Source organism: Streptomyces sp. NBC_01474, assembly GCF_035918215.1.
GTDB lineage: Bacteria > Actinomycetota > Actinomycetes > Streptomycetales > Streptomycetaceae > Streptomyces > Streptomyces aureus.
Genome location: NZ_CP109449.1, coordinates 4,209,167 through 4,227,393, shown reverse-complemented (window position 1 = coordinate 4,227,393; position 18,227 = coordinate 4,209,167). Strand labels below are relative to the sequence as shown.

Here is an 18,227-nt window from a genome sequence, read left to right as displayed (position 1 = left end):
GGCGCTGTTACCTCAGGCCGCCGTCGATGGCGGTCACCAGCTCGCCGTTGGTGGTGTCACCGCTGAACTCCCAGAAGAAGGCGCCGCCGAGGTTCTGACTCTTGGCCCAAGTCATCTTGGAGTTGATGGTCGCGGGAGTGTCGTAGGACCACCAGTCGCTGCCGCAGTACGCGTAGGCCGTGCCGGCGATGGTGCCGTTGGCGGGGCACTTGGTCTTGAGGACCTTGTAGTCCTCGATGCCCTGCTCGTAGGTGCCGGCGGCGGGACCGGTCGCGGTGCCGCCCGGCTCCTTCTGTGTGACGCCGGTCCAGCCGCGGCCGTAGAAGCCGATGCCGAGCAGGAGCTTGCTCGACGGGACGCCCTGGGCCTTCAACTTGGCAATGGCGTCAGCGGAGTCGAAGCCCTGCTGCGGGATGCCGGGGTACGAGGTGAGCGGGGAGTGCGGGGCTGTCGGACCCTGGGCGTTGAACGCGCCGAAGAAGTCGTAGGTCATGACGTTGTACCAGTCGAAGGACTGGGACGCGCCCGCGTAGTCGTTCTTCTCGATCTTGCCGCCGGTGGATCCGTCGGCCGTGATGGCCGCCGTCACCAGGTTGCTGGAGCCGAACTTGGCGCGCAGCGCGGACGCCAGCTTCTTCAGGGCGTCCTGGCCCGAGGTGTCGCAGGACAGACCGCAGGCGTTGGGGTACTCCCAGTCGATGTCGATGCCGTCGAAGACGTCGGCCCAGCGCGGGTCCTCGACCAGCTTGTAGCAGGAGTCGGCGAACGCGGCCGGGTTCTGCGCGGCCTGGCCGAAGCCGCCGGACCAGGTCCAGCCGCCGAACGACCAGATGATCTTCAGGTTCGGGTGCTTGGCCTTGAGCTGGCGCAGCTGGTTGAACGCGCCGCGCAGCGGCTGGTCCCAGGTGTCGGCGACGCCCGAGACGGAGTTGTCGGCCGTGTACGCCATGTCCGTGTCGGCGTACGAGTCGCCCATCGTGCACTGGCCGTTCTGCACGTTGCCGAAGGCGTAGTTGATGTGGGTGACCTTCGCGGCGGAGCCGGAGGTCTCGAGGTTCTTCGGGAAGTACTGGCGGCCGTAGACGCCCCAGTCGGTGAAGTACCCCATCTTGACCTTGCCGCCGAGGCCCGGGTCGGTGCCGCCGCCGGTGGTGTGCACCCTGACGGAGGCGGAGGCCGGTCCGCTCTGGTCGGCTGTGTCACGGGCCTGGACGGTGTACGAGTAGTCCGTGCCGGCGGTGAGCCCGGTGTCGGAGTACGAAGTCCCGGTCACCGTCGCGACCTTGGCGCCGTCGCGCAGGACGTCGTAGTTCTTGATGCCCTTGTCGTCGGTGGCCGCGGTCCAGGCGAGCTTGACCGAGGTGTCCGTGACGGAGGAGGCGGTGGGGGTGCCGGGCGCGGAGGGGGCCGCGTCGCCGGGGACGTCACCGCCGTCGCAGGAGGCGCCGTTGAGCTTGCAGCCGGAGGGGGCGCCGGGGCCCGAGCCGTTGAACCCGAAGGAGACCGAGGCGCCGGGGGCGAGCGACCCGTTCCAGGAGACGTTCTTGGCGGTCCAGTGGTCGGCGGAGTTGGTGACGGTGGCGTCCCAGGCGGAGGTCACCTTGGTCCCGGCGGGGAAGTCCCACTCGACGGTCCATGAACTGAGGGCCGTGGTACCGGTGTTCTTGACGGTCCACTTGCCTTCGAAGCCGGTGCCCCAGTCCTGGGTCTTGGCGTAGGTCGCGGTGGCGGTGCTCGCGGCGGCGGCCGCGTGGGAGGGGGTGGCGAGGCCGACGAGGGCGGCGGCCGGGAGCAGCAGGGTGGTGAGGCCTGCCACGGCTCTCTGTCTGAGTCTCAAGCGCAAGGGGTGCTCCTCGGGTGGTATCCGGGGGACATGACGGGGGTAAAACCCTGCGCCGCCCGTGAGCATCGCCGTGCTGGTCATGTGCATGGCTGCGCTCACCGCAGTGCCGTGAGAATAGAAAGGTCTGGACCAGCGGTCAAGGTCTAAACCAATTACAGGAATCGGCCCCTCACAGCCCCAACTCCTGTGCCAGGACGGCCGCTTGCACCCTGCTGCGCAGCTCCAGCTTCCCGAGCAACCTGCTGACGTGCGTCTTCACCGTCGCCTCCGCCATCCCCAGACGCATGGCGATCTCCGCATTCGACAAGCCGTCACCGAGGCAGGAAAGCACCTCCCGCTCCCGGCGCGTGAGGGTGTCGAGCCCCGCGGGCGCGGGCCCCGGCTCCGCGCGTACGGGCTTCGCCGCGAACTCGGCGATGAGTTTGCGGGTCACCGCCGGAGCGATCAGCCCCTCACCGCGCGCGACCGTGCGGACCCCCTCGATCAGGTCCTTCGCCTCGGTGTTCTTCAGCAGGAACCCGCCGGCGCCCGCGCGCAGCGCCCCGAAGACGTACTCGTCGAGGTCGAACGTCGTCAGGACGAGCACGTCCGCGAGCCCCTCGGAGACCACCTGACGGGTCGCCGAGACGCCGTCGAGGCGCGGCATCTGGATGTCCATGAGGACGAGATCCGGCCGAAGTGCGCGCGCCGTCGCCACCGCCTGTTCGCCGTCCGCCGCCTCCCCGACGACCTCGATGTCGGGGGCGCTGCCCAGGATCAGGACCAGCCCCGCCCGCACGGCGGACTGGTCCTCGGCGACGAGCACGCGGATCACTCGGACACTCCTTCGTCAGCGGGGTCGACGGGCAGCTCGGCCCTGACCTGCCAGATCTTGCCGTCGGGCCCGCTCTCGGGACCCGCCTCGAACAGGCCGTGCAGCAGAGCGGTGCGCTCGCGCATCCCGATGAGCCCGGCGCCCGAGCCGGGTGCGCGCGGGCCGTCCAGATCCCCGTACGGGCTGGTCACCCGCACGGTCAGGGCCCCGTCGGTGCGGTGGACGGCCACGGAGACGGTGCCGTGCGACGCGTGCTTGAGCGCGTTCGTGAGGGATTCCTGCACGATGCGGTACGCGGCGAGCTCGATCGGCGCGGGCAGGCCGCCGACGCCGGCGCCGACGGTGAGCGCGACGTCGAGGCCGTTGGTGCGGGACTGCTCGACGAGGGCGCCGAGTCCGTCCAGTGTGGGCGCGGCGACGGGCTCGCCCCGGGAGTCGCCGCTGTCGTCCCGCAGGATGCCGATGAGGCGCCGCATCTCGGCAAGGCCCTCCACGCTGTTCTCGCGGATGACGGTGAGTGCCTGCCGCGTGGTCCTCGGATCGTCGAGCGAGATCGCGGCCGTGGAGTGGATGGCGATCGCGGACAAATGGTTGGCGACCATGTCGTGCAGCTCGCGGGCCATCCGGGCCCGCTCGGCGACGACCGCCTGCGTGCGGTCCATCTCGGCGAGCAGCGCGGTCTGTTCGGCACGCAGCCGCGCGGACTCGGCGGCCTCCCGGTGGTTGCGTACGAGGACGCCGGTGGCCGCGGGCGCGAACGACACGAGGCCGGTCACGACCCCGATCAGGAGCGCCTCCGGCCTGCGGAACCAGGCCAGGAACCCCAGGGTCACCGCGATGGTGATCAGGGCCGTGGTCACCGGGATGCGGCGGGCGGCGGCCGGGGTGCCGTACAGGACGGCCGCGTAGACGAGGTCGGTGAACATCAGCGTCGTCGCGAGGCTGCCCAGCGTGAACTGGTCCGCGATCAGGACCAGGGTGCCGAGGACCAGGGCGGTCTGGGGCGCGGTCCTGCGCAGCAGTTCCAGGCCCGCCATCGCGCAGAGCGGCACCAGCAGCCAGCCGTCGCCGAGGACCCGCCAGCCCTGGCTGTTGGTCAGGCCGAGCGCCCACAGCAGGAGACCGCCGAGCAGGCCGACCGCCGCGATACGGACGTCGTCGCGGTGCGGGCGGGGCAGGGGCAGGGGCATGCCCCCATTGAATACGGCCGGACGGGGGCGGCGCCTGCACCTGGCGGGCGGGCCTGCGCGACCGACGTACATCGAAGGATGCAGTCCCGATTCGTCACCACCGACGACGATCGGCGGCCGTACCGACGGGACGCTGGAAGGAGACCCCAAGCCCGTCCCGAGGAGCCCGCCGTGATCGTCACGCTGATCGTCGCCTGCGAGATCGGCTTCTGGGTGCTGCTCGCCGCGGGACTCGCCCTGCGCTACGTGGCGAGGATGCCGCGCACGAGCGTCGGCGTCCTGCTGTGCGAGCCGCTCCTGGAGGTCGTCCTGTTCGTCGTCACCGCGATGGACCTCAAGAACGGGGCCGAACCGGACTGGAAACACGGCCTCGCCGCCGTCTACATCGGCTTCTCCGTGGGACTCGGCCACTCCACCGTCACGTGGGTGGACGCCCGCGTCGCCCACCGGTTCGCCGGGGGAGCGCCCCCGGTGAAGCCGCCGAGGTACGGGGCCGCGCGCGCCGCCCACGAGTGGCGGACGGCCGCGCGCTGGATCCTCGCCTGCGCCGTCGCGCTCGCCCTGCTCCAGGGCGCCGTCTGGTACGTGGGCGCCGACGGGAACATCGGCTCGCTGCGGATGTGGCAGCAGAAGATGCTCTTCGTGATCGGTCTCAACCTCGTGATCGCGCTGAGCTACACGCTGTTCCCGAAGAAGGCGCCCGCCCTCGACCGCTAGCGCTCGCCGCCCGGGACCCAGAGCACGTCCCCGACCTCCTTGTTCGCCGTGCGCGCCAGGATGAACAGGAGGTCGGAGAGGCGGTTCAGATACGTCGCGGTCAGCGGGTTCATCGACTCGCCGTGCGCCTCGAGCGCCGCCCAGGTGGAGCGCTCGGCCCTGCGGACCACGGTGCACGCCTGGTGCAGCAGCGCCGCACCCGGCGTGCCCCCGGGCAGGATGAAGGACCGGAGCTTCTCCAGCCGCTCGTTGAAGCGGTCGCAGTCCGCCTCCAGCTTGTCGACGTAGAACTGCTCGACGCGCAGCGGCGGGTACTTCGGTTCCTCGACCACGGGCGTCGACAGGTCGGCGCCCACGTCGAAGAGGTCGTTCTGGACCCGGACGAGGACCTGCACGACCTCCTCGACCAGCCCGCCGAGCGCGACCGCAGTGCCGATGACGGCATTGGCCTCGTTGGCGTCGGCGTAGGCGGAGATCCGCAGATCGGTCTTGGCGGTCCGGCTCATGTCGCCGAGGGCGGTCGTGCCCTGGTCGCCGGTCCTGGTGTAGATGCGCGTCAGATTGACCATGGGGTCAGCGTAGTTACGCGGCCGCCCTGCGGAAGCCACGTGTGCCGACCGTCACGGCGAGCGCCGCCGGGGCGAGGGCGACCAGGACCCCGTACGGCATGTGCGCCGTCGCGTAGTGGCCGACGCAGGCGTCGCGCATCGCGTCGACCGCATGGCGGAGCGGCATGAAGTGCGACAGGACGTCGAGCCAGCCGGGCGCGAGTGCCATCGGCAGCATCAGCCCGGACAGGAGCATCGACGGCATCGACACGGCGTTGACGACCGGGCCGAACTCCTGCGGCTTGTCGACCTTCATGGCCACCGTGTACGACATCGAGCCGAGGGCGACGGTCAGGAGCGCGACGCACGTGAACCCGATGAGCACCCCGGCCGGCGGCGCCCGCAGTCCCATCACCAGCGCGGCGAGGACGAGGACGAGGAGTACCGACTGGAGGACGAACAGCTGATGGCCGGACAGATCAACTGGGTCCGCACGACGCTGCTCTCCCGTATCGCCGCCGGGATGATCAAGGCCAGGCCGGCCGGGGAAGTGTCCCGCGAAGCGCTGGGCCTGCTCGACGAGATGGAGGGTCTTCTGGGCGAGCCGGTGCTCAACTACGCCGTAGGCGACGCCTGATGGCCCGTCCGGTGTGATGTCCGTCATTCGAGACGTGACGCGTATTACTTCGCGGCCCCACGACCCCTCACGGACGCTAATGTCCGCCGGAGAGATACGTGAACAGCGGTTAGCTGTCAGTTGCAAGTGGTACGCGGTCAGCGGGTAAGGGGAGTCGCACAGTGGCAGGGAAGCTCGCCGTCATCGGAGCCGGACTCATGGGGTCCGGAATCGCCCAGGTCTCGGCGCAGGCGGGCTGGGACGTCGTCCTGCGCGACGTCACCGACGCCGCCCTGGCCCGTGGCACCGACGGCATCAAGGCCTCGTACGACAAGTTCGTGAGCAAGGGCAAGCTGTCCGCGCAGGACGCGGAGGCCGCGCTCGGGCGCATCACCACGACCACCGACCTGGACGCGGTCGCCGACGCCGACATCGTCGTCGAGGCCGTCTTCGAGAAGCTCGAGGTCAAGCACGAGATCTTCCGGGCGCTCGACAAGATCGTCCGCGAGGACGCGGTGCTCGCGTCGAACACCTCTGCCATCCCCATCACGAAGATCGCGGCCGTCACGGAGCGCCCGGAGCGCGTCGTCGGCGCCCACTTCTTCTCGCCGGTCCCGATGATGCAGCTGTGCGAGCTGGTCCGCGGCTACAAGACGAGCGACGAAACGCTCGCCATCACGCGGGAGTTCGCCGAGTCGGTCGGCAAGACCTGCATCGTCGTCAACCGCGACGTCGCCGGCTTCGTGACCACGCGGCTGATCTCGGCCCTCGTCGTCGAGGCCGCCAAGCTGTACGAGTCGGGCGTCGCCACCGCCGAGGACATCGACATCGCCTGCAAGCTGGGCTTCGGCCACGCCATGGGGCCGCTCGCCACCGCCGACCTCACTGGCGTCGACATCCTGCTGCACGCCACCAGCAACATCTACACCGAGTCCCAGGACGAGAAGTTCGCCCCGCCCGAGTTGATGCGCCGGATGGTTGACGCCGGTGACATCGGGCGCAAGAGCGGGCAGGGGTTCTACAAGCACTGATCCCTCGCCACCCCATGGGTAACCCCACGGGGTGAATTCGGTATCGGTTCGCTTACAGACGGCAACTTCTGCGCCCCCGCGCCAGTCAGTTGCAGTGACATACCCAGATCGCCGTACGACACAGAGACCACTGGAATCACGGCACACAAGCACTCTCGGGGAGCGCATATGTACATCAGGGGCGACCATGCCGAGCTGGTCGTCGGGGGCCGCCTCGACGTCCGCAGCGCGGCGGACGCCCGTACGGTCCTGCACACGGCCCTCGACGACGGCGTCGGCGACCTGGTGCTCGACCTGTCAGAGCTGGACTCGTGGGACGCGACGGGTCTCGGCGTCATCATGGGCGCTCACCGGCGGGCCGGACGCTGCGGCCGCAGGCTCGTGCTGCGGGGTGTGCCGCCCCAGATGCAGCGCCTCCTGGTGGCGACACGACTGCACCGGATCCTCGCCATCGAGGGCGGCATCGGGGTCGAATCACTGCCCAGGGTATGAATCGGGCGTTCCGGTATGCAGCGCCCACAATCCTCACGAGACTGTGACGTCTCGGGCGGCGCGGTACCCCGGCTGTTCGGCGATACTGAGCCAGGTCTAGGGTTCGGTCGCCCGCGGATCGACGCACCCACTCGCGGGCACCGGACCAGAAGCGACAGCGCAGTGTGCACAGGCCGGGAGGGGCATCGGCACACCACGCTTTTGGGGGGCTTTGACCATGGACCCGATGAACCGGGGACCGGAAGACTTCGGGCACGATCCGTACGGCGGGGATCCCTACGACCGCGCGGACCGCGGCCACCACGACGACGAGCGCGACGCCCGGGCGAGCCGCCCGCGCCCGCCCAGGGATCCCCTCACTCCTGACTTCGGCCAGCCCTCACAAGGGCTCGCCCGCACCGTGCAGCTCGTGTCCGGCGACTTCCTGCTCACCGTCAACCCCGTCGACGGCAGCGAGATCGAGCCCTGCCCGCCGGGGGAGCGGCCGGAGCGGCCCGTCAAGTACGCACCGGCGGAACGCGCCGAGATGGCCCGCGCCGCCCGTCCGCCGCTGCCGGCCGGACCCCCGCTGCCCCGGCTGCCGCTCCTGGAGCGCCAGGAGGAGCACGAGCGGCTCGTCCGGCTTCTCGCGCGCGGGCGTTCCGTGCGGCTCACCGGACCCTCGGGCTCCGGGCGCACCGCGCTGCTCGACACCGTCGCCGAGGACTGCGCGGACATCGCGCCCGACGGCGTCGTCCGGCTCTCCGGACACCGTCGCTCGTCGAACGACCTGGTGTACGACCTCTTCGCGGCCGTGTACAACGCGCCGCTGCACCGCCCCGACCGGGCCCTGCTCCTCGAACTCGTCCACGACATCGGTGCCGTCGTCGTCCTCGACGACCTCGAGTTCGGCGGTGCCGCGCTCGACGAGCTCCTCGAAGCGACGCCCGAGTGCGCCTTCCTGGTCGCGGCCACACCCGATGTCGCCGCGCCGTCCGCCGACTCGCACCTCGAAGAGGTCTTCCTCGGCGGCCTCGGCCGCGGCGGCGGCCTCGAACTCCTGGAGCGGTCCGTCGGCCGCGTCCTCACGGACGAGGAGGCGAACTGGGCCGGCGACCTCTGGTTCGAGTCGGAGGGGCTCCCGCTGCGCTTCGTGCAGGCCGGCGCGCTCCTGCGCCAGCGCGACCAGCTGCGCGCCGACCCGAACGCCTTCGACGAGTTCGGCTACTTCGGAGGCCCCGGCGCCCCGCCCGTGGACGCGCCCTTCGACGCCGAGGACGGCCACGACGTGCCGCTGCCCTCGCTCGCCGACGGCGCCGCGCCCGCGGCCCTGCTCGCGTCCCGGCTCAGCGAATCGGCCCGAGCGACCCTGCGGTTCGCCGTCGCGCTCGGCGGCGAGATACCGCACCAGGCCCACCTGCCCGCCCTCGTGGGCGACACCCACGCCGACGCGGCCCTCGCCGAACTCGTCGGCTGCGCCCTCGTCACCCCGGTCGGCGGCCGCTACCGCCTGGCCTCCGGCGTGCAGGAGCAGCTGGCGACCGCGGGATACGCCGACGACACCGACGGCCGGGCGCATACCGCCGCCCAGCACTACGCGTGGTGGGCCGGACATCCCTCGGTCGGGCCCGAGCGGGTCGCGGCCGAGGCCGACGCGCTGCTCGCCGCGCTGACCGTACTCGTCCCCGTCACGACGCCGGCCGGTCCGGACGAGGAGGGCAGCGTCGCGGTGCTGCTCGCCCGTACCGCCGCGCCCGCGTTCGCCGCCGGGCTCAGCTGGACCGTGTGGGAACGATGCCTGCGGGCCGGCCAGGAGGTCGCGCGGCTCTCCGGCGAAGTGGCCGAAGAAGCCTATTTCCACCACGAGTTGGGCATCCTCGCGCTGCTCGGCGGGCAGCTCGACCGGGCCCGTGCCGAGCTGGAGGCCTCCATCGCCCTGCGCGGCGCGCTGGCCGACAAGCGGGGCACCATCGCGGGCCGCCGCGCCCTCGCCCTGGTCGCGGACCGCTCCGGCGGCGCGCTCCCCGGCGGGCGTACGGCGGCGGGCGAAGAGGTCCCCGCCGCGCGCTACGAGGAATCGGCGTCGCCCCCCGGCGGGGTGCCGGCCGCGTTCGCGCCGCCCGCGCCGCCGCTCCCGGAGCCCGACACGCTGGTTTCCCGGCAGGCCGGGCCCGGTACCGGTACCAAGCCCGGCGGGGCCCGTCGTGCCGTCCTCACCGGCACGCGGCGCAACCTCGTGGCCGCGGGCGCCGGAGCCCTCCTCGCGGCGGTCCTCGGCACCGTCGTGACGCTCGGTGCCACGTCGAACAACGACACCCCGTCCGACAGCGTCAACGTGAACCCGTCGGCCTCGCAGGGCGAGGACGGCGGCGGCATCGGCGCCGACGAGGCGGACCAGGGCGGTGACGACGCGGGCTCCACCCAGCGGCCCGCCGACCCGGGCAAGGACGGCATCCCGAACACGTCGGACGACCCGACGCCCAGCACCGGGCCGTCGTCCGAGAGCGGCAAGCCGTCGGACAAGCCGAGCGACAAGCCCTCCGGCAAGCCGTCGGACAAGCCGACCACGTCGAAGTCGCCGTCCACCAAGCCGCCCACCTCCAAGCCTCCGACGTCGAAGCCGCCGACGTCCAAGCCCCCGACGAGCTCCCCGCCGCCGTCGTCGCCCGAGTCGCCGTCCACCACGCCGTCGACCCCGGGCACATCGGATTCGGCCAGTGGTCCGGCGCCGAGCGGCAGCTCCGCGATGAGCAGCCCGGCGGACAGCGCGCCGGGTTCGCCCGGCGGGCCGGGCGCCTCGGCGACGATCTGACGGCCGTACGTACGCAGCACATGACTGAGGGCCGGGTTCCTGTGAACCCGGCCCTCAGTCATGCCTGACGGTCAGAACAGGCGGAGCTTGTCGTCCTCGATGCCGCGCAGGGCGTCGTAGTCCAGGACCGTGCAGCCGATGCCGCGGTCCGTGGCCAGGACGCGGGCCTGCGGCTTGATCTCCTGGGCGGCGAAGATGCCGCGCACCGGGGCGAGGTGCGGGTCGCGGTTCAACAGCTCGAGATAGCGCGTGAGTTGCTCCACGCCGTCGATCTCGCCGCGCCGCTTGATCTCGATGGCCACGGTCGCGCCGTCACCGTCCCGGCACAGGATGTCGACGGGCCCGATCGCCGTCGGGTACTCGCGGCGGATGAGCGTGTAGCCCTCGCCGAGCGTGTCGATCCTGTCGGCGAGGAGCTCCTGGAGGTGCGCTTCCACGCCGTCCTTGATGAGGCCCGGGTCCACACCCAGTTCGTGCGAGGAGTCGTGGAGGACTTCCTCCATCGTGATGATGAGTTTCTCGCCCGCCTTGTTGATGACGGTCCAGGTGCCGCTGTCGTCGCCCGTGCCCTCCTTCAGGGTGCAGGGCGGGGACATCCAGTTGAGGGGTTTGTAGGCCCTGTCGTCCGCGTGGATCGAGACGCTGCCGTCCGCCTTCACGAGGATCAGGCGGGGAGCCGACGGGAGATGGGCTGTGAGCCTGCCCGCGTAGTCCACGGAGCAGCGGGCGATGACGAGACGCATGGTCGGCAACGCTACTCGACGACCAGTGGTCCACGCGATTCGCCCTGGAACTGACGGGTTCGTTATTGGCCGGTTGTGGACCGACTGTGCCTGCGATCCCCTGTTGCGGGCCCCGCACGTTGCTTACCGTATAAGCGGGAGGTCGCGACGCCTGTACGCAGCGTGTTCGTGGTCGTACGTCGTCGCGCGCTCCTTACCTGCCCGTCAGCCCCCGCTCCCCGCGGGGGTGCGAGAGGAGAACCCATGTCGCTCGACGTCTCACCGGCACTGTTGGAACAGGCCGAGCGAGGCGAGGTCGACGAAGCTGACTTCGTCGACTGCGTCCGGACCTCCCTGCCTTACGCATGGGAGATGATCAGCTCCCTGGTGGCCCAGCTGAAGGTCGATGGCGGAGACTTCGCCGACAACCAGACGCCTCCGCCGGACGAGCAGGCACGTGGGCAGCTGCTGCGTGCGCTCGCGAGTGACGCGATTCGTGGCGCGCTGCAGCGGCACTTCGGTGTACGGCTGGCCTTCCAGAACTGTCACCGTCTGGCGGTGTTCCCACAGGACCCGTCGGTGGACGGCACGCTGGCCCGCTTCACCTCGGCCCGCAACCAGCTGTTGAACCAGTCCCCTGAACTCAGGGATTGCTGACAGCCGCTTGAGGGCGAAATCGGATGGTCTGCCGCTCCGTACGCGGGAGGTGCACAAGTACGGGGCGGCGGACTACGGGCCGCACGGCAGTGACGCGTCTCAGCGCAGCTGGGGGAGTACCTCGGCGCCCAGCCTGCGCACGTTCTCCTCGGTGGCCGCGAGATCTCCGGAGCCCTCGACGAGCAGCGCGAACCGCGTGATGCCCGTGCGCGCCGAGGTCGCCGCGAGCCGGTCCGCGCACTGCTCGGGAGTCCCCACCGGGTGCAGCCCGCACAGCAGTTCCGTGTACGCGACCGGGTCCCGCATGGACCGCGTGCGGCCGTCCACCGTCACATGGGCGTCGAGCCCCTGTTTCAGCCAGCCGGGCATCGCTTTGAGGAGCGTCTCCCGCGCCTGCGCCCCGCGGTCGCCGATCTGGGCCACTCCGGCCGAGACGTGCGCCGCGGCGCGGATCTCCTCCGGGCTGTGGCCGGCGGCCCGCGCGTGCGTGCGCCACAGGGAGACCATCTCGGCCTTCTCCTCGTCCCCGGCGTGCATGCCGAGCAGCATCGGAAGGCCGCGCTCCGCCGCTAGGCGCACGCTCTTCGGTGAGGTGCAGGCGACCACCACCTCGGGACCGTCGGGGGAGTTCAGCGCCTCGTCGGGGCGCGGGACCACGGCGACCTCGCGGAAGCCGAACCGTTCCCCCTCGGCCTCGACACGGGGCTCGCGCAGCCAGCGCAGCAGCAGGTCCAGGGACTCCGGGAACCCCTCCTCGTACGCCTCGATGCCCGAGCCGAAGACCTCCAGGTCCACCCAGGGGCCGCCGCGGCCGACGCCGAGCGAGAAGCGACCGCCGGAGGTCAGGTGCAGCAGCGCCGCCTGCTCGCCGAGGGCAACCGGGTGGGCGGTCGGCAGCACGCTGACCGCCGTGCCGACGCGGATGCGCCGGGTGCGGCCGAGCAGTAACGCGGCGAGCGTCACCGCGGACGGACAGGTGCCGTACGGCACGAAGTGGTGCTCCGCCAGCCAGACCGAGTCGAGCCCGGCCTCCTCGGCCACCTCGGCGGACCGCACCGCCCGGTGCAGCGCCTCCCCCTGTCCCTGGCCGGGGAACTGGGCCGCCAGTACAAAAGTTCCTACGCGCATCGCACTCCTGCCTTTCTTGGCACCGACGCGGCACTCCCCCTACCGGCATTAACGGCTGACAAGTGCCAAGGGCACGGCTTGCCATGGAGATTGGCAGATTTTCCGGAGAACTCATGGGTGTGACTGTGTGCGGGTACCCGGGAGGCGTCCGCGTACGCTGGACGTGAGCCCCAGTCCCTGTGCAGGCACCTGTACAAGTCCTAGAGGAGAGCCGGTGTCCCCGCGCCGAAACCAGACGTCGCCCCGTCGCGGCGGCCGACCGTCCAGCAAGACACCGGACGAGGAGCAGGGCAGCCGCTACGGCGGATTCGAGCGTACCGAGAGGTGGCAGGACGAGGAGTGGAGCGTGCGCCAGGTCGCGGGCGCGAGCGCAGCCGGCAAGACGTACCGGTGCCCCGGCTGCGACCAGGAGATCCCCTCCGGGGTCGCGCACGTGGTGGCCTGGCCCGAGCACTCGGGCGTCGACGAGCGCCGGCACTGGCACAAGGCCTGCTGGAACGCGAAGGACCGCCGCACCACACGGGTGCAGCGGTCCAGGAACGCGCCTCGCTACTAAGGGACTTGACAAGCTCCCGGGGCTGAAAGCTCTACACGTCGCGCCGCTCGAGCAGCGCGAACGCGCCGACCACGGCCGCGGCCGTGACGCCGACGAGCAGCCACACCTGGGACCCGCCCGTGCTCCCGTCGTCAGCGCCGAAGATCTTGGCGAGGGCGTTGATGGCGTTGTACTCCTGCATCTTCTCGCCGAGCGTCCGCGTGCTTCGCGAGATCATCAGGAAGACCGGCAGGATCGACGGCAGCAGCACGATGCCGAGCATCGCGGTGATCGCGCCCGCCGAATGCCGCAGCATGGAGCCCACGGCGAGGCCGAGGACGCCGAGCAGGGACACGTAGAGCCCGCCCTTGAGGACCGTGCCGCCCCAGCTCAGGTCGGCCGCCTCGGGGCCGCTGTGCATCGACGACGTGAGCAGGCCCACCAGCAGGATGGAGCCCGCGGAGACGACGAACGCGACCGCGAAGAACACCAGGATCTTGGCGGCGAACACCCGGTAGCGCTGCGGCGACGCGGTGAACGTCGTGCGGATCATGCCGGTGCCGTACTCCGACGACGTCACGAGGACGCCCAGCGTGATCAGGCAGATCTGGCCGAGCAGCAGGCCGATGAAGGCCGGGAACGTGAAGGGCAGGTCCTGGTAGGTGAGGTCCTCGGTCTGCGCGGAGACGAACAGGCCGCCGCCGAGGACCAGGAACAGGAAGATGCCGAGCGTCCAGAGCGTGGAGCGCACGGACTTGATCTTCGTCCACTCCGAGGCGAGCGCGTGCCCCAGGTGCGTGCGCGTGACCGGGATGGGCGAGGTGTACGAAGTGCCGGGCGCGCCCTGCCAGTTGGGCGCACTCTGCTGGGCGTAGGCCTGCGGAGCCGGCTGCGGGGGCGGCGTCGTCATCGGGGGTCCTCGGGCTTGTTCAGGTCGGCGGGGGCGGGGGCAGGGGCAGGGGCTGCGGGTGCCGCGGGCGCGGCCGGCGGCTGCTGCGGCGCGGCGTACGGGTTCGGCACGCCGGGTGCGGCCTGCGGCGGGCCGAACGGCTGACCGCCCTGCTGGGGCGGCGGCGGCGCGTACCAGTCCGGCTGGCCCTGGCCGGGCGCGGGGAACTGCTGCTGCGGCATCGCGCCCGGCGGGAGCTGCTGCTGAAGACCGGCACGCTGGTCGACGGTCGAGCGGTAGTCGACGGCGCCCTGCGTCATCCGCATGTACGCCTCCTCCAGCGAGGCCTGGTGCGGCGAGAGCTCCCACAGCCGTACGTCGGCGCCGTGCGCCAGGTCGCTGATGCGGGGCAGCGGCAGGCCCATGACGCGCAGCGCGCCGTCCTGCTCGGGCAGCACCTGGCCGCCCGCCTCGGTCAGCGCGGCCGTCAGCTTCTCGCGCTGCTGCGGCTCCGTCTCCGGCGTGCGCACCCGCGCGAAGTCGGCCGAGTTGTGCGAGATGAAGTCCCGCACGCTCATGTCGGCGAGGAGCTGCCCGCGGCCGATGACGATCAGATGCTCGGCGGTCAGCGCCATCTCGCTCATCAGGTGCGAGGAGACGAAGACGGTGCGGCCCTCGGCTGCCAGCGACTTCATCAGGTTCCTGACCCAGAGGATGCCCTCCGGGTCGAGGCCGTTGACCGGCTCGTCGAAGAGGAGCACCTGCGGGTCGCCGAGCAGCGCGGCCGCGATGCCGAGGCGCTGGCCCATGCCGAGCGAGAAGCCCTTGGAGCGCTTCTTCGCCACGTCCTGGAGGCCGACGACGCCGAGCACCTCGTCCACGCGGCGGGCCGGGATGCCGGACAGCTGCGCGAGGCAGAGCAGGTGGTTACGGGCGTGCCGGCCGCCGTGCACCGCCTTGGCGTCGAGCAGGGCGCCGACCTGGCGCGGGGCGTTGGGGAGCTTGCGGTACGGGTAGCCGCCGATGGTCACCTGGCCTGTCGTCGGCTGGTCGAGACCGAGGATCATGCGCATGGTCGTCGACTTGCCGGACCCGTTCGGACCCAGGAAGCCGGTCACCGTACCCGGCCGGACCTGGAAGGAAAGGTTGTACACGGCTGTCTTGGCGCCGTAGCGCTTCGTCAGGCCGACTGCCTCGATCATTCTCCGCACCCATCGAAAGGTTCAGGACATCGGGGCACACGCCCCCGTAAGGGTTAGGAGGATATCGGGGCGCTGACGGTTCCGGCCAAGACGAGGCAAAGCCCCTGGAGCTGCCCGGAACCCCTACGCGTCCCGCTTCTTGAGGAGCACATATCCGAAGAACAGGGCCAGGATCACCCAGATCACCATGATGCCCAGGCCGCCCCACGGGCCGTACGGGGTGTCGTCGTCGATCGGCGTCACCACCTGCATGATCTTGCTGCCGGCCTGGTCCGGCAGGAACCGGCCGATCTTCTTCGTCGCCGAGACGTTGCCCAGGATGTTCGAGATCAGGAAGAAGAACGGCATCAGGATGCCGAGCGACAGCATCGGGCTGCGCAGCATCGACGCGACACCCATCGAGAACATGGCGATGAGCGTCATGTAGAGGCCGCCGCCGATGACCGCGCGCAGGACGCCCGGGTCACCGATCTGCGCCCGGTGCACGCCGAGGACCGCCTGCCCGAGGAAGAACGCGATGAAGCTCGTGGCGAGGCCCACGACGAACGCCAGGACGGTGGCCACGGCGACCTTGCCGAACAGGAACGTGCCGCGCTGGGGGACCGCGGCGAGCGAGGTGCGGATCATCCCGGTGCTGTACTCGTTCGAGACGACGAGGACACCGAAGACGATCATCGCGAGCTGACCGAGACTCATCCCGGCGAAGCTGATGAACGTGGGGTCGAAGGACAGCCGGTCCCTCACATTCATGTTCTTGAACTCGTTCCTGGACAGGATCGAGATCAGCACGCCGAGCGCGATCGTCAGGACCGCCGCGAGGCCGAGCGTCCACACCGTCGAAGCGACGGACCTGATCTTGGTCCACTCGGACCGGAGAACCTGGGTCGTGGCCATGGATCAGGCTCCCTTGTTCTTCGTACGGTCCCAGCCCTCGCCCCAGCCCTGCTGTTGTGGCGGTGGCGGCAGCCGGACCGGCGGCGGCACCCCGGGTTCGTCGGTGTGCGCGTGGTACTCCACCGACTCCGCGGTGAGCTGCATGAACGCCTCCTCGAGCGAGGCCTGCTGAGGGCTCAGCTCATGCAGGACGAGATGGTGGGCGGCCGCGAGGTCACCGAGCTGCTCGGGGCTGCCGCCGTCCACCTCGAGCGTGCCGTTGCCCGCCTCGACGACCGTGATCCCGGCCTCGTGCAGCACATCGAGGAGCCGCTCCTGCTGCGGCGAGCGCAGACGTACGTACGAGCGGGAGTTCTGCTGGATGAAGTCGGACATCGAGGTGTCGGCGAGGAGATGGCCCTGGCCGATGACGACGAGATGGTCCGCGGTCAGCGCCATCTCGCTCATCAGGTGCGAGGAGACGAAGACGGTACGGCCCTGCCCCGCGAGGGACTTCATCAGATTGCGGATCCAATGGATGCCCTCGGGGTCGAGCCCGTTGACCGGCTCGTCGAACATCAGGATCCGCGGGTCGCCGAGGAGGGCGCCCGCGATGCCGAGGCGCTGGCCCATGCCCAGCGAGAACCCCTTCGCCTTCTTCCTGGCGACGGGTGTCAGACCCACCGTGTCGAGGACCTCGACGACGCGGGTGCGCGGGATGCCGTTGCTCTGCGCCAGGCACAGCAGGTGGTTGTAGGCGCTGCGGCCGCCGTGCATGGCCTTCGCGTCGAGGAGCGCGCCGATGTACCGCAGCGGGTCCTTCAGCTGCGCGTAGTGCTTCCCGTCGATGCGCACATCGCCGGCTGACGGGTTGTCGAGCCCGAGCATCATCCGCATCGTCGTGGACTTGCCCGCGCCGTTGGGGCCGAGGAACCCCGTGACGATGCCCGGTCTGACGGTGAAAGTGAGGTTGTTGACGGCCAGCTTATCGCCGTAGTGCTTGGTCAGCCCCTCGAGCTCGATCATGCGGCAACGCTAGAACGGGACAAAGCCCCCTGCCACTGGAGCGGCAAGGGGCTTCGGCGTCCGACTGCGGTTGCTCAGCGGGTCTGCTGGGCGGGAACCCCACGCGAGATCGGCTCGTCCTCCGCGGGTGCACCCGCGGCGGCGACGGCCGCACCGGTGAGCGTCGCCAGCATCTCGCGCACGTTGGTGAGCTGCGCGTTGATGGAGTCGCGGCGGTTCGTCAGCGCGGCGAGCTCGCGCTCCGATTCCGAGCGGATCCGGTCGGCCTTGGCGTTCGCGTCGGCGACGATGTCCTCGGCCTGACGCTGCGCGGTCTCCACCGTCTGACGGGCGCGGCGCTCGGCGTCGGTGCGCAGCTTCTCGGCCTCCAGGCGGAGCTGCTCCGCGCGGTGCTCGATCTCCGCGAGGCGCTTCTCGGCCTTCGCCTGACGCGAGGCCAGGTCGCGCTCGGACTGGTCGCGGCGCTTCGCCAGGTTCGTCTCGAAGTCCGCGGCGGCCTGGGCGGCCTTGGCGCGGGTCTCCTCGAAGAGGGCGTCCGCCTCCTCACGCTTCGACTGAGCGTCCTTCTGGGCCTCGGCGCGCAGCGTGCCCGCTTCGCTCTTGGCCTTCTCGACGATCCGGACGCCCTCGTCCTCGGCCTTGGACTTGCGCTCCGCAGCGAACGATTCTGCGTCGTTGCGCACCTGCTGGGCCGCCGACTCGGCGAGCTCGCGGTGCTGCTCGGCGGCGCGCCGGGCCTCCTCGCGCAGGTCCTTCGCCTCCTCCTCGGCGAGGCGGAGGATCTTCTCGACGCGCGCGCCGAGACCGGCGTACGACGGTTCGGCGTCGTTCACCTGCGCCTGGGCGTTCTGCGTCTCGAGGTGGAGCTCCTCGATGCGCTTTTCCAGAGCAGTGATACGAGCGAGAGCGCTGTCACGGTCGGAGACGAGCTTGGAAATGCGTTCGTCCACCTGAGCGCGGTCGTACCCACGCCGCACAAGCTCGAAGCCGTAGGGGGAAGTGTCGCTCATGGGGTTCCTGTCGAATGAGACCGGTGAGGTGATAGGGGGAATCCTAGGGGTCAAAGCGGCGTGTCATCGAGCAGATGCCCGTTTGATCTGGAGAATGACACCCCTTTTGAGTGGCTAACCGCAGGATGGCTTGCCAGCGGCAG

At 70.6% G+C, this 18,227-nt stretch carries 17 protein-coding genes and 1 pseudogene; 6 read left to right on the top strand and 12 right to left on the bottom strand.

Going from position 1 to position 18,227, the window contains the following annotated elements; genetic code table 11:
* Nucleotides 1–7: 7 nt before the first annotated feature.
* The 3 genes from OG758_RS19255 to OG758_RS19245 form a co-directional block, all read right to left on the bottom strand.
* Complete coding sequence (locus OG758_RS19255; RefSeq protein ID WP_326711153.1) at nucleotides 8–1,837, bottom strand: glycoside hydrolase family 18 chitinase; 1,830 nt, start codon at nucleotides 1,835–1,837, stop codon at nucleotides 8–10.
* Between the two features lie 175 nt (nucleotides 1,838–2,012).
* A complete protein-coding gene (locus OG758_RS19250; RefSeq protein ID WP_326711152.1) occupies nucleotides 2,013–2,657 on the bottom strand; it encodes a response regulator transcription factor in 645 nt (214 codons plus the stop codon).
* On the bottom strand, nucleotides 2,654–3,847 hold the full coding sequence (locus tag OG758_RS19245) for a sensor histidine kinase (protein ID WP_326711151.1): 1,194 nt from the start codon (nucleotides 3,845–3,847) through the stop codon (nucleotides 2,654–2,656). Before OG758_RS19245 ends, OG758_RS19250 begins: the two co-directional genes overlap by 4 nt.
* Nucleotides 3,848–4,018: 171 nt before the next feature.
* On the opposite strand from OG758_RS19245, the gene OG758_RS19240 reads away from it, so the two are divergent.
* Nucleotides 4,019–4,564: a hypothetical protein gene (locus OG758_RS19240; protein ID WP_326711150.1), complete on the top strand. Its 546-nt coding sequence runs from the start codon at nucleotides 4,019–4,021 to the stop codon at nucleotides 4,562–4,564.
* Here OG758_RS19240 and OG758_RS19235 read toward each other — a convergent pair.
* Both OG758_RS19235 and OG758_RS19230 read right to left on the bottom strand, forming a co-directional pair.
* Nucleotides 4,561–5,133, bottom strand: a complete 573-nt coding sequence (locus OG758_RS19235) for a cob(I)yrinic acid a,c-diamide adenosyltransferase (protein ID WP_326711149.1) — start codon at nucleotides 5,131–5,133, stop codon at nucleotides 4,561–4,563. The genes OG758_RS19240 and OG758_RS19235 overlap by 4 nt on opposite strands.
* Nucleotides 5,134–5,146: 13 nt before the next feature.
* Nucleotides 5,147–5,566, bottom strand: a pseudogene (locus tag OG758_RS19230) (ABC transporter permease); the annotation flags it as partial.
* 344 nt (nucleotides 5,567–5,910) lie between these two features.
* On the opposite strand from OG758_RS19230, the gene OG758_RS19225 reads away from it, so the two are divergent.
* From OG758_RS19225 to OG758_RS19215, 3 genes are all read left to right on the top strand, one after another.
* The gene (locus OG758_RS19225; RefSeq protein ID WP_326711148.1) at nucleotides 5,911–6,759 is read left to right on the top strand and encodes a 3-hydroxyacyl-CoA dehydrogenase family protein; all 849 of its coding nucleotides are present in this window, start codon (nucleotides 5,911–5,913) and stop codon (nucleotides 6,757–6,759) included.
* Nucleotides 6,760–6,927: 168 nt separating this feature from the next.
* Complete coding sequence (locus OG758_RS19220; RefSeq protein WP_116509841.1) at nucleotides 6,928–7,251, top strand: STAS domain-containing protein; 324 nt, start codon at nucleotides 6,928–6,930, stop codon at nucleotides 7,249–7,251.
* 217 nt (nucleotides 7,252–7,468) lie between these two features.
* Nucleotides 7,469–10,042 (top strand): ATP-binding protein, encoded by a 2,574-nt coding sequence (locus OG758_RS19215; RefSeq protein WP_326711147.1) that lies wholly within the window; start codon nucleotides 7,469–7,471, stop codon nucleotides 10,040–10,042.
* 71 nt (nucleotides 10,043–10,113) lie between these two features.
* Here the strand turns inward: OG758_RS19215 and nucS are convergent, their stop codons facing one another.
* Entirely contained in the window at nucleotides 10,114–10,785 is a 672-nt protein-coding gene (gene nucS, locus OG758_RS19210) for an endonuclease NucS (RefSeq protein ID WP_189492137.1), read from the bottom strand.
* A 243-nt stretch (nucleotides 10,786–11,028) separates the two neighbouring features.
* On the opposite strand from nucS, the gene OG758_RS19205 reads away from it, so the two are divergent.
* A complete protein-coding gene (locus OG758_RS19205; RefSeq protein ID WP_116509837.1) occupies nucleotides 11,029–11,421 on the top strand; it encodes an SCO5389 family protein in 393 nt (130 codons plus the stop codon).
* A gap of 99 nt (nucleotides 11,422–11,520) precedes the next feature.
* Here OG758_RS19205 and OG758_RS19200 read toward each other — a convergent pair whose 3' ends face one another.
* On the bottom strand, nucleotides 11,521–12,549 hold the full coding sequence (locus tag OG758_RS19200; protein WP_326711146.1) for an LLM class flavin-dependent oxidoreductase: 1,029 nt from the start codon (nucleotides 12,547–12,549) through the stop codon (nucleotides 11,521–11,523).
* A gap of 214 nt (nucleotides 12,550–12,763) precedes the next feature.
* Between OG758_RS19200 and OG758_RS19195 the strand changes: the two genes are divergently transcribed.
* Nucleotides 12,764–13,105: an ATP/GTP-binding protein gene (locus OG758_RS19195; protein WP_326711145.1), complete on the top strand. Its 342-nt coding sequence runs from the start codon at nucleotides 12,764–12,766 to the stop codon at nucleotides 13,103–13,105.
* Between the two features lie 31 nt (nucleotides 13,106–13,136).
* Here the strand turns inward: OG758_RS19195 and OG758_RS19190 are convergent, their stop codons facing one another.
* The 5 genes from OG758_RS19190 to OG758_RS19170 form a co-directional block, all read right to left on the bottom strand.
* The gene (locus OG758_RS19190; protein ID WP_326711144.1) at nucleotides 13,137–13,994 is read right to left on the bottom strand and encodes an ABC transporter permease; all 858 of its coding nucleotides are present in this window, start codon (nucleotides 13,992–13,994) and stop codon (nucleotides 13,137–13,139) included.
* On the bottom strand, nucleotides 13,991–15,175 hold the full coding sequence (locus OG758_RS19185; RefSeq protein WP_326711143.1) for an ABC transporter ATP-binding protein: 1,185 nt from the start codon (nucleotides 15,173–15,175) through the stop codon (nucleotides 13,991–13,993). Before OG758_RS19185 ends, OG758_RS19190 begins: the two co-directional genes overlap by 4 nt.
* Nucleotides 15,176–15,298: 123 nt before the next feature.
* A complete protein-coding gene (locus tag OG758_RS19180) occupies nucleotides 15,299–16,069 on the bottom strand; it encodes an ABC transporter permease (protein ID WP_326711142.1) in 771 nt (256 codons plus the stop codon).
* A gap of 3 nt (nucleotides 16,070–16,072) precedes the next feature.
* The gene (locus OG758_RS19175; protein WP_326711141.1) at nucleotides 16,073–17,074 is read right to left on the bottom strand and encodes an ABC transporter ATP-binding protein; all 1,002 of its coding nucleotides are present in this window, start codon (nucleotides 17,072–17,074) and stop codon (nucleotides 16,073–16,075) included.
* Between the two features lie 74 nt (nucleotides 17,075–17,148).
* The gene (locus tag OG758_RS19170) at nucleotides 17,149–18,084 is read right to left on the bottom strand and encodes a cellulose-binding protein (RefSeq protein ID WP_266559998.1); all 936 of its coding nucleotides are present in this window, start codon (nucleotides 18,082–18,084) and stop codon (nucleotides 17,149–17,151) included.
* Between the last annotated feature and the right edge of the window lie 143 nt (nucleotides 18,085–18,227).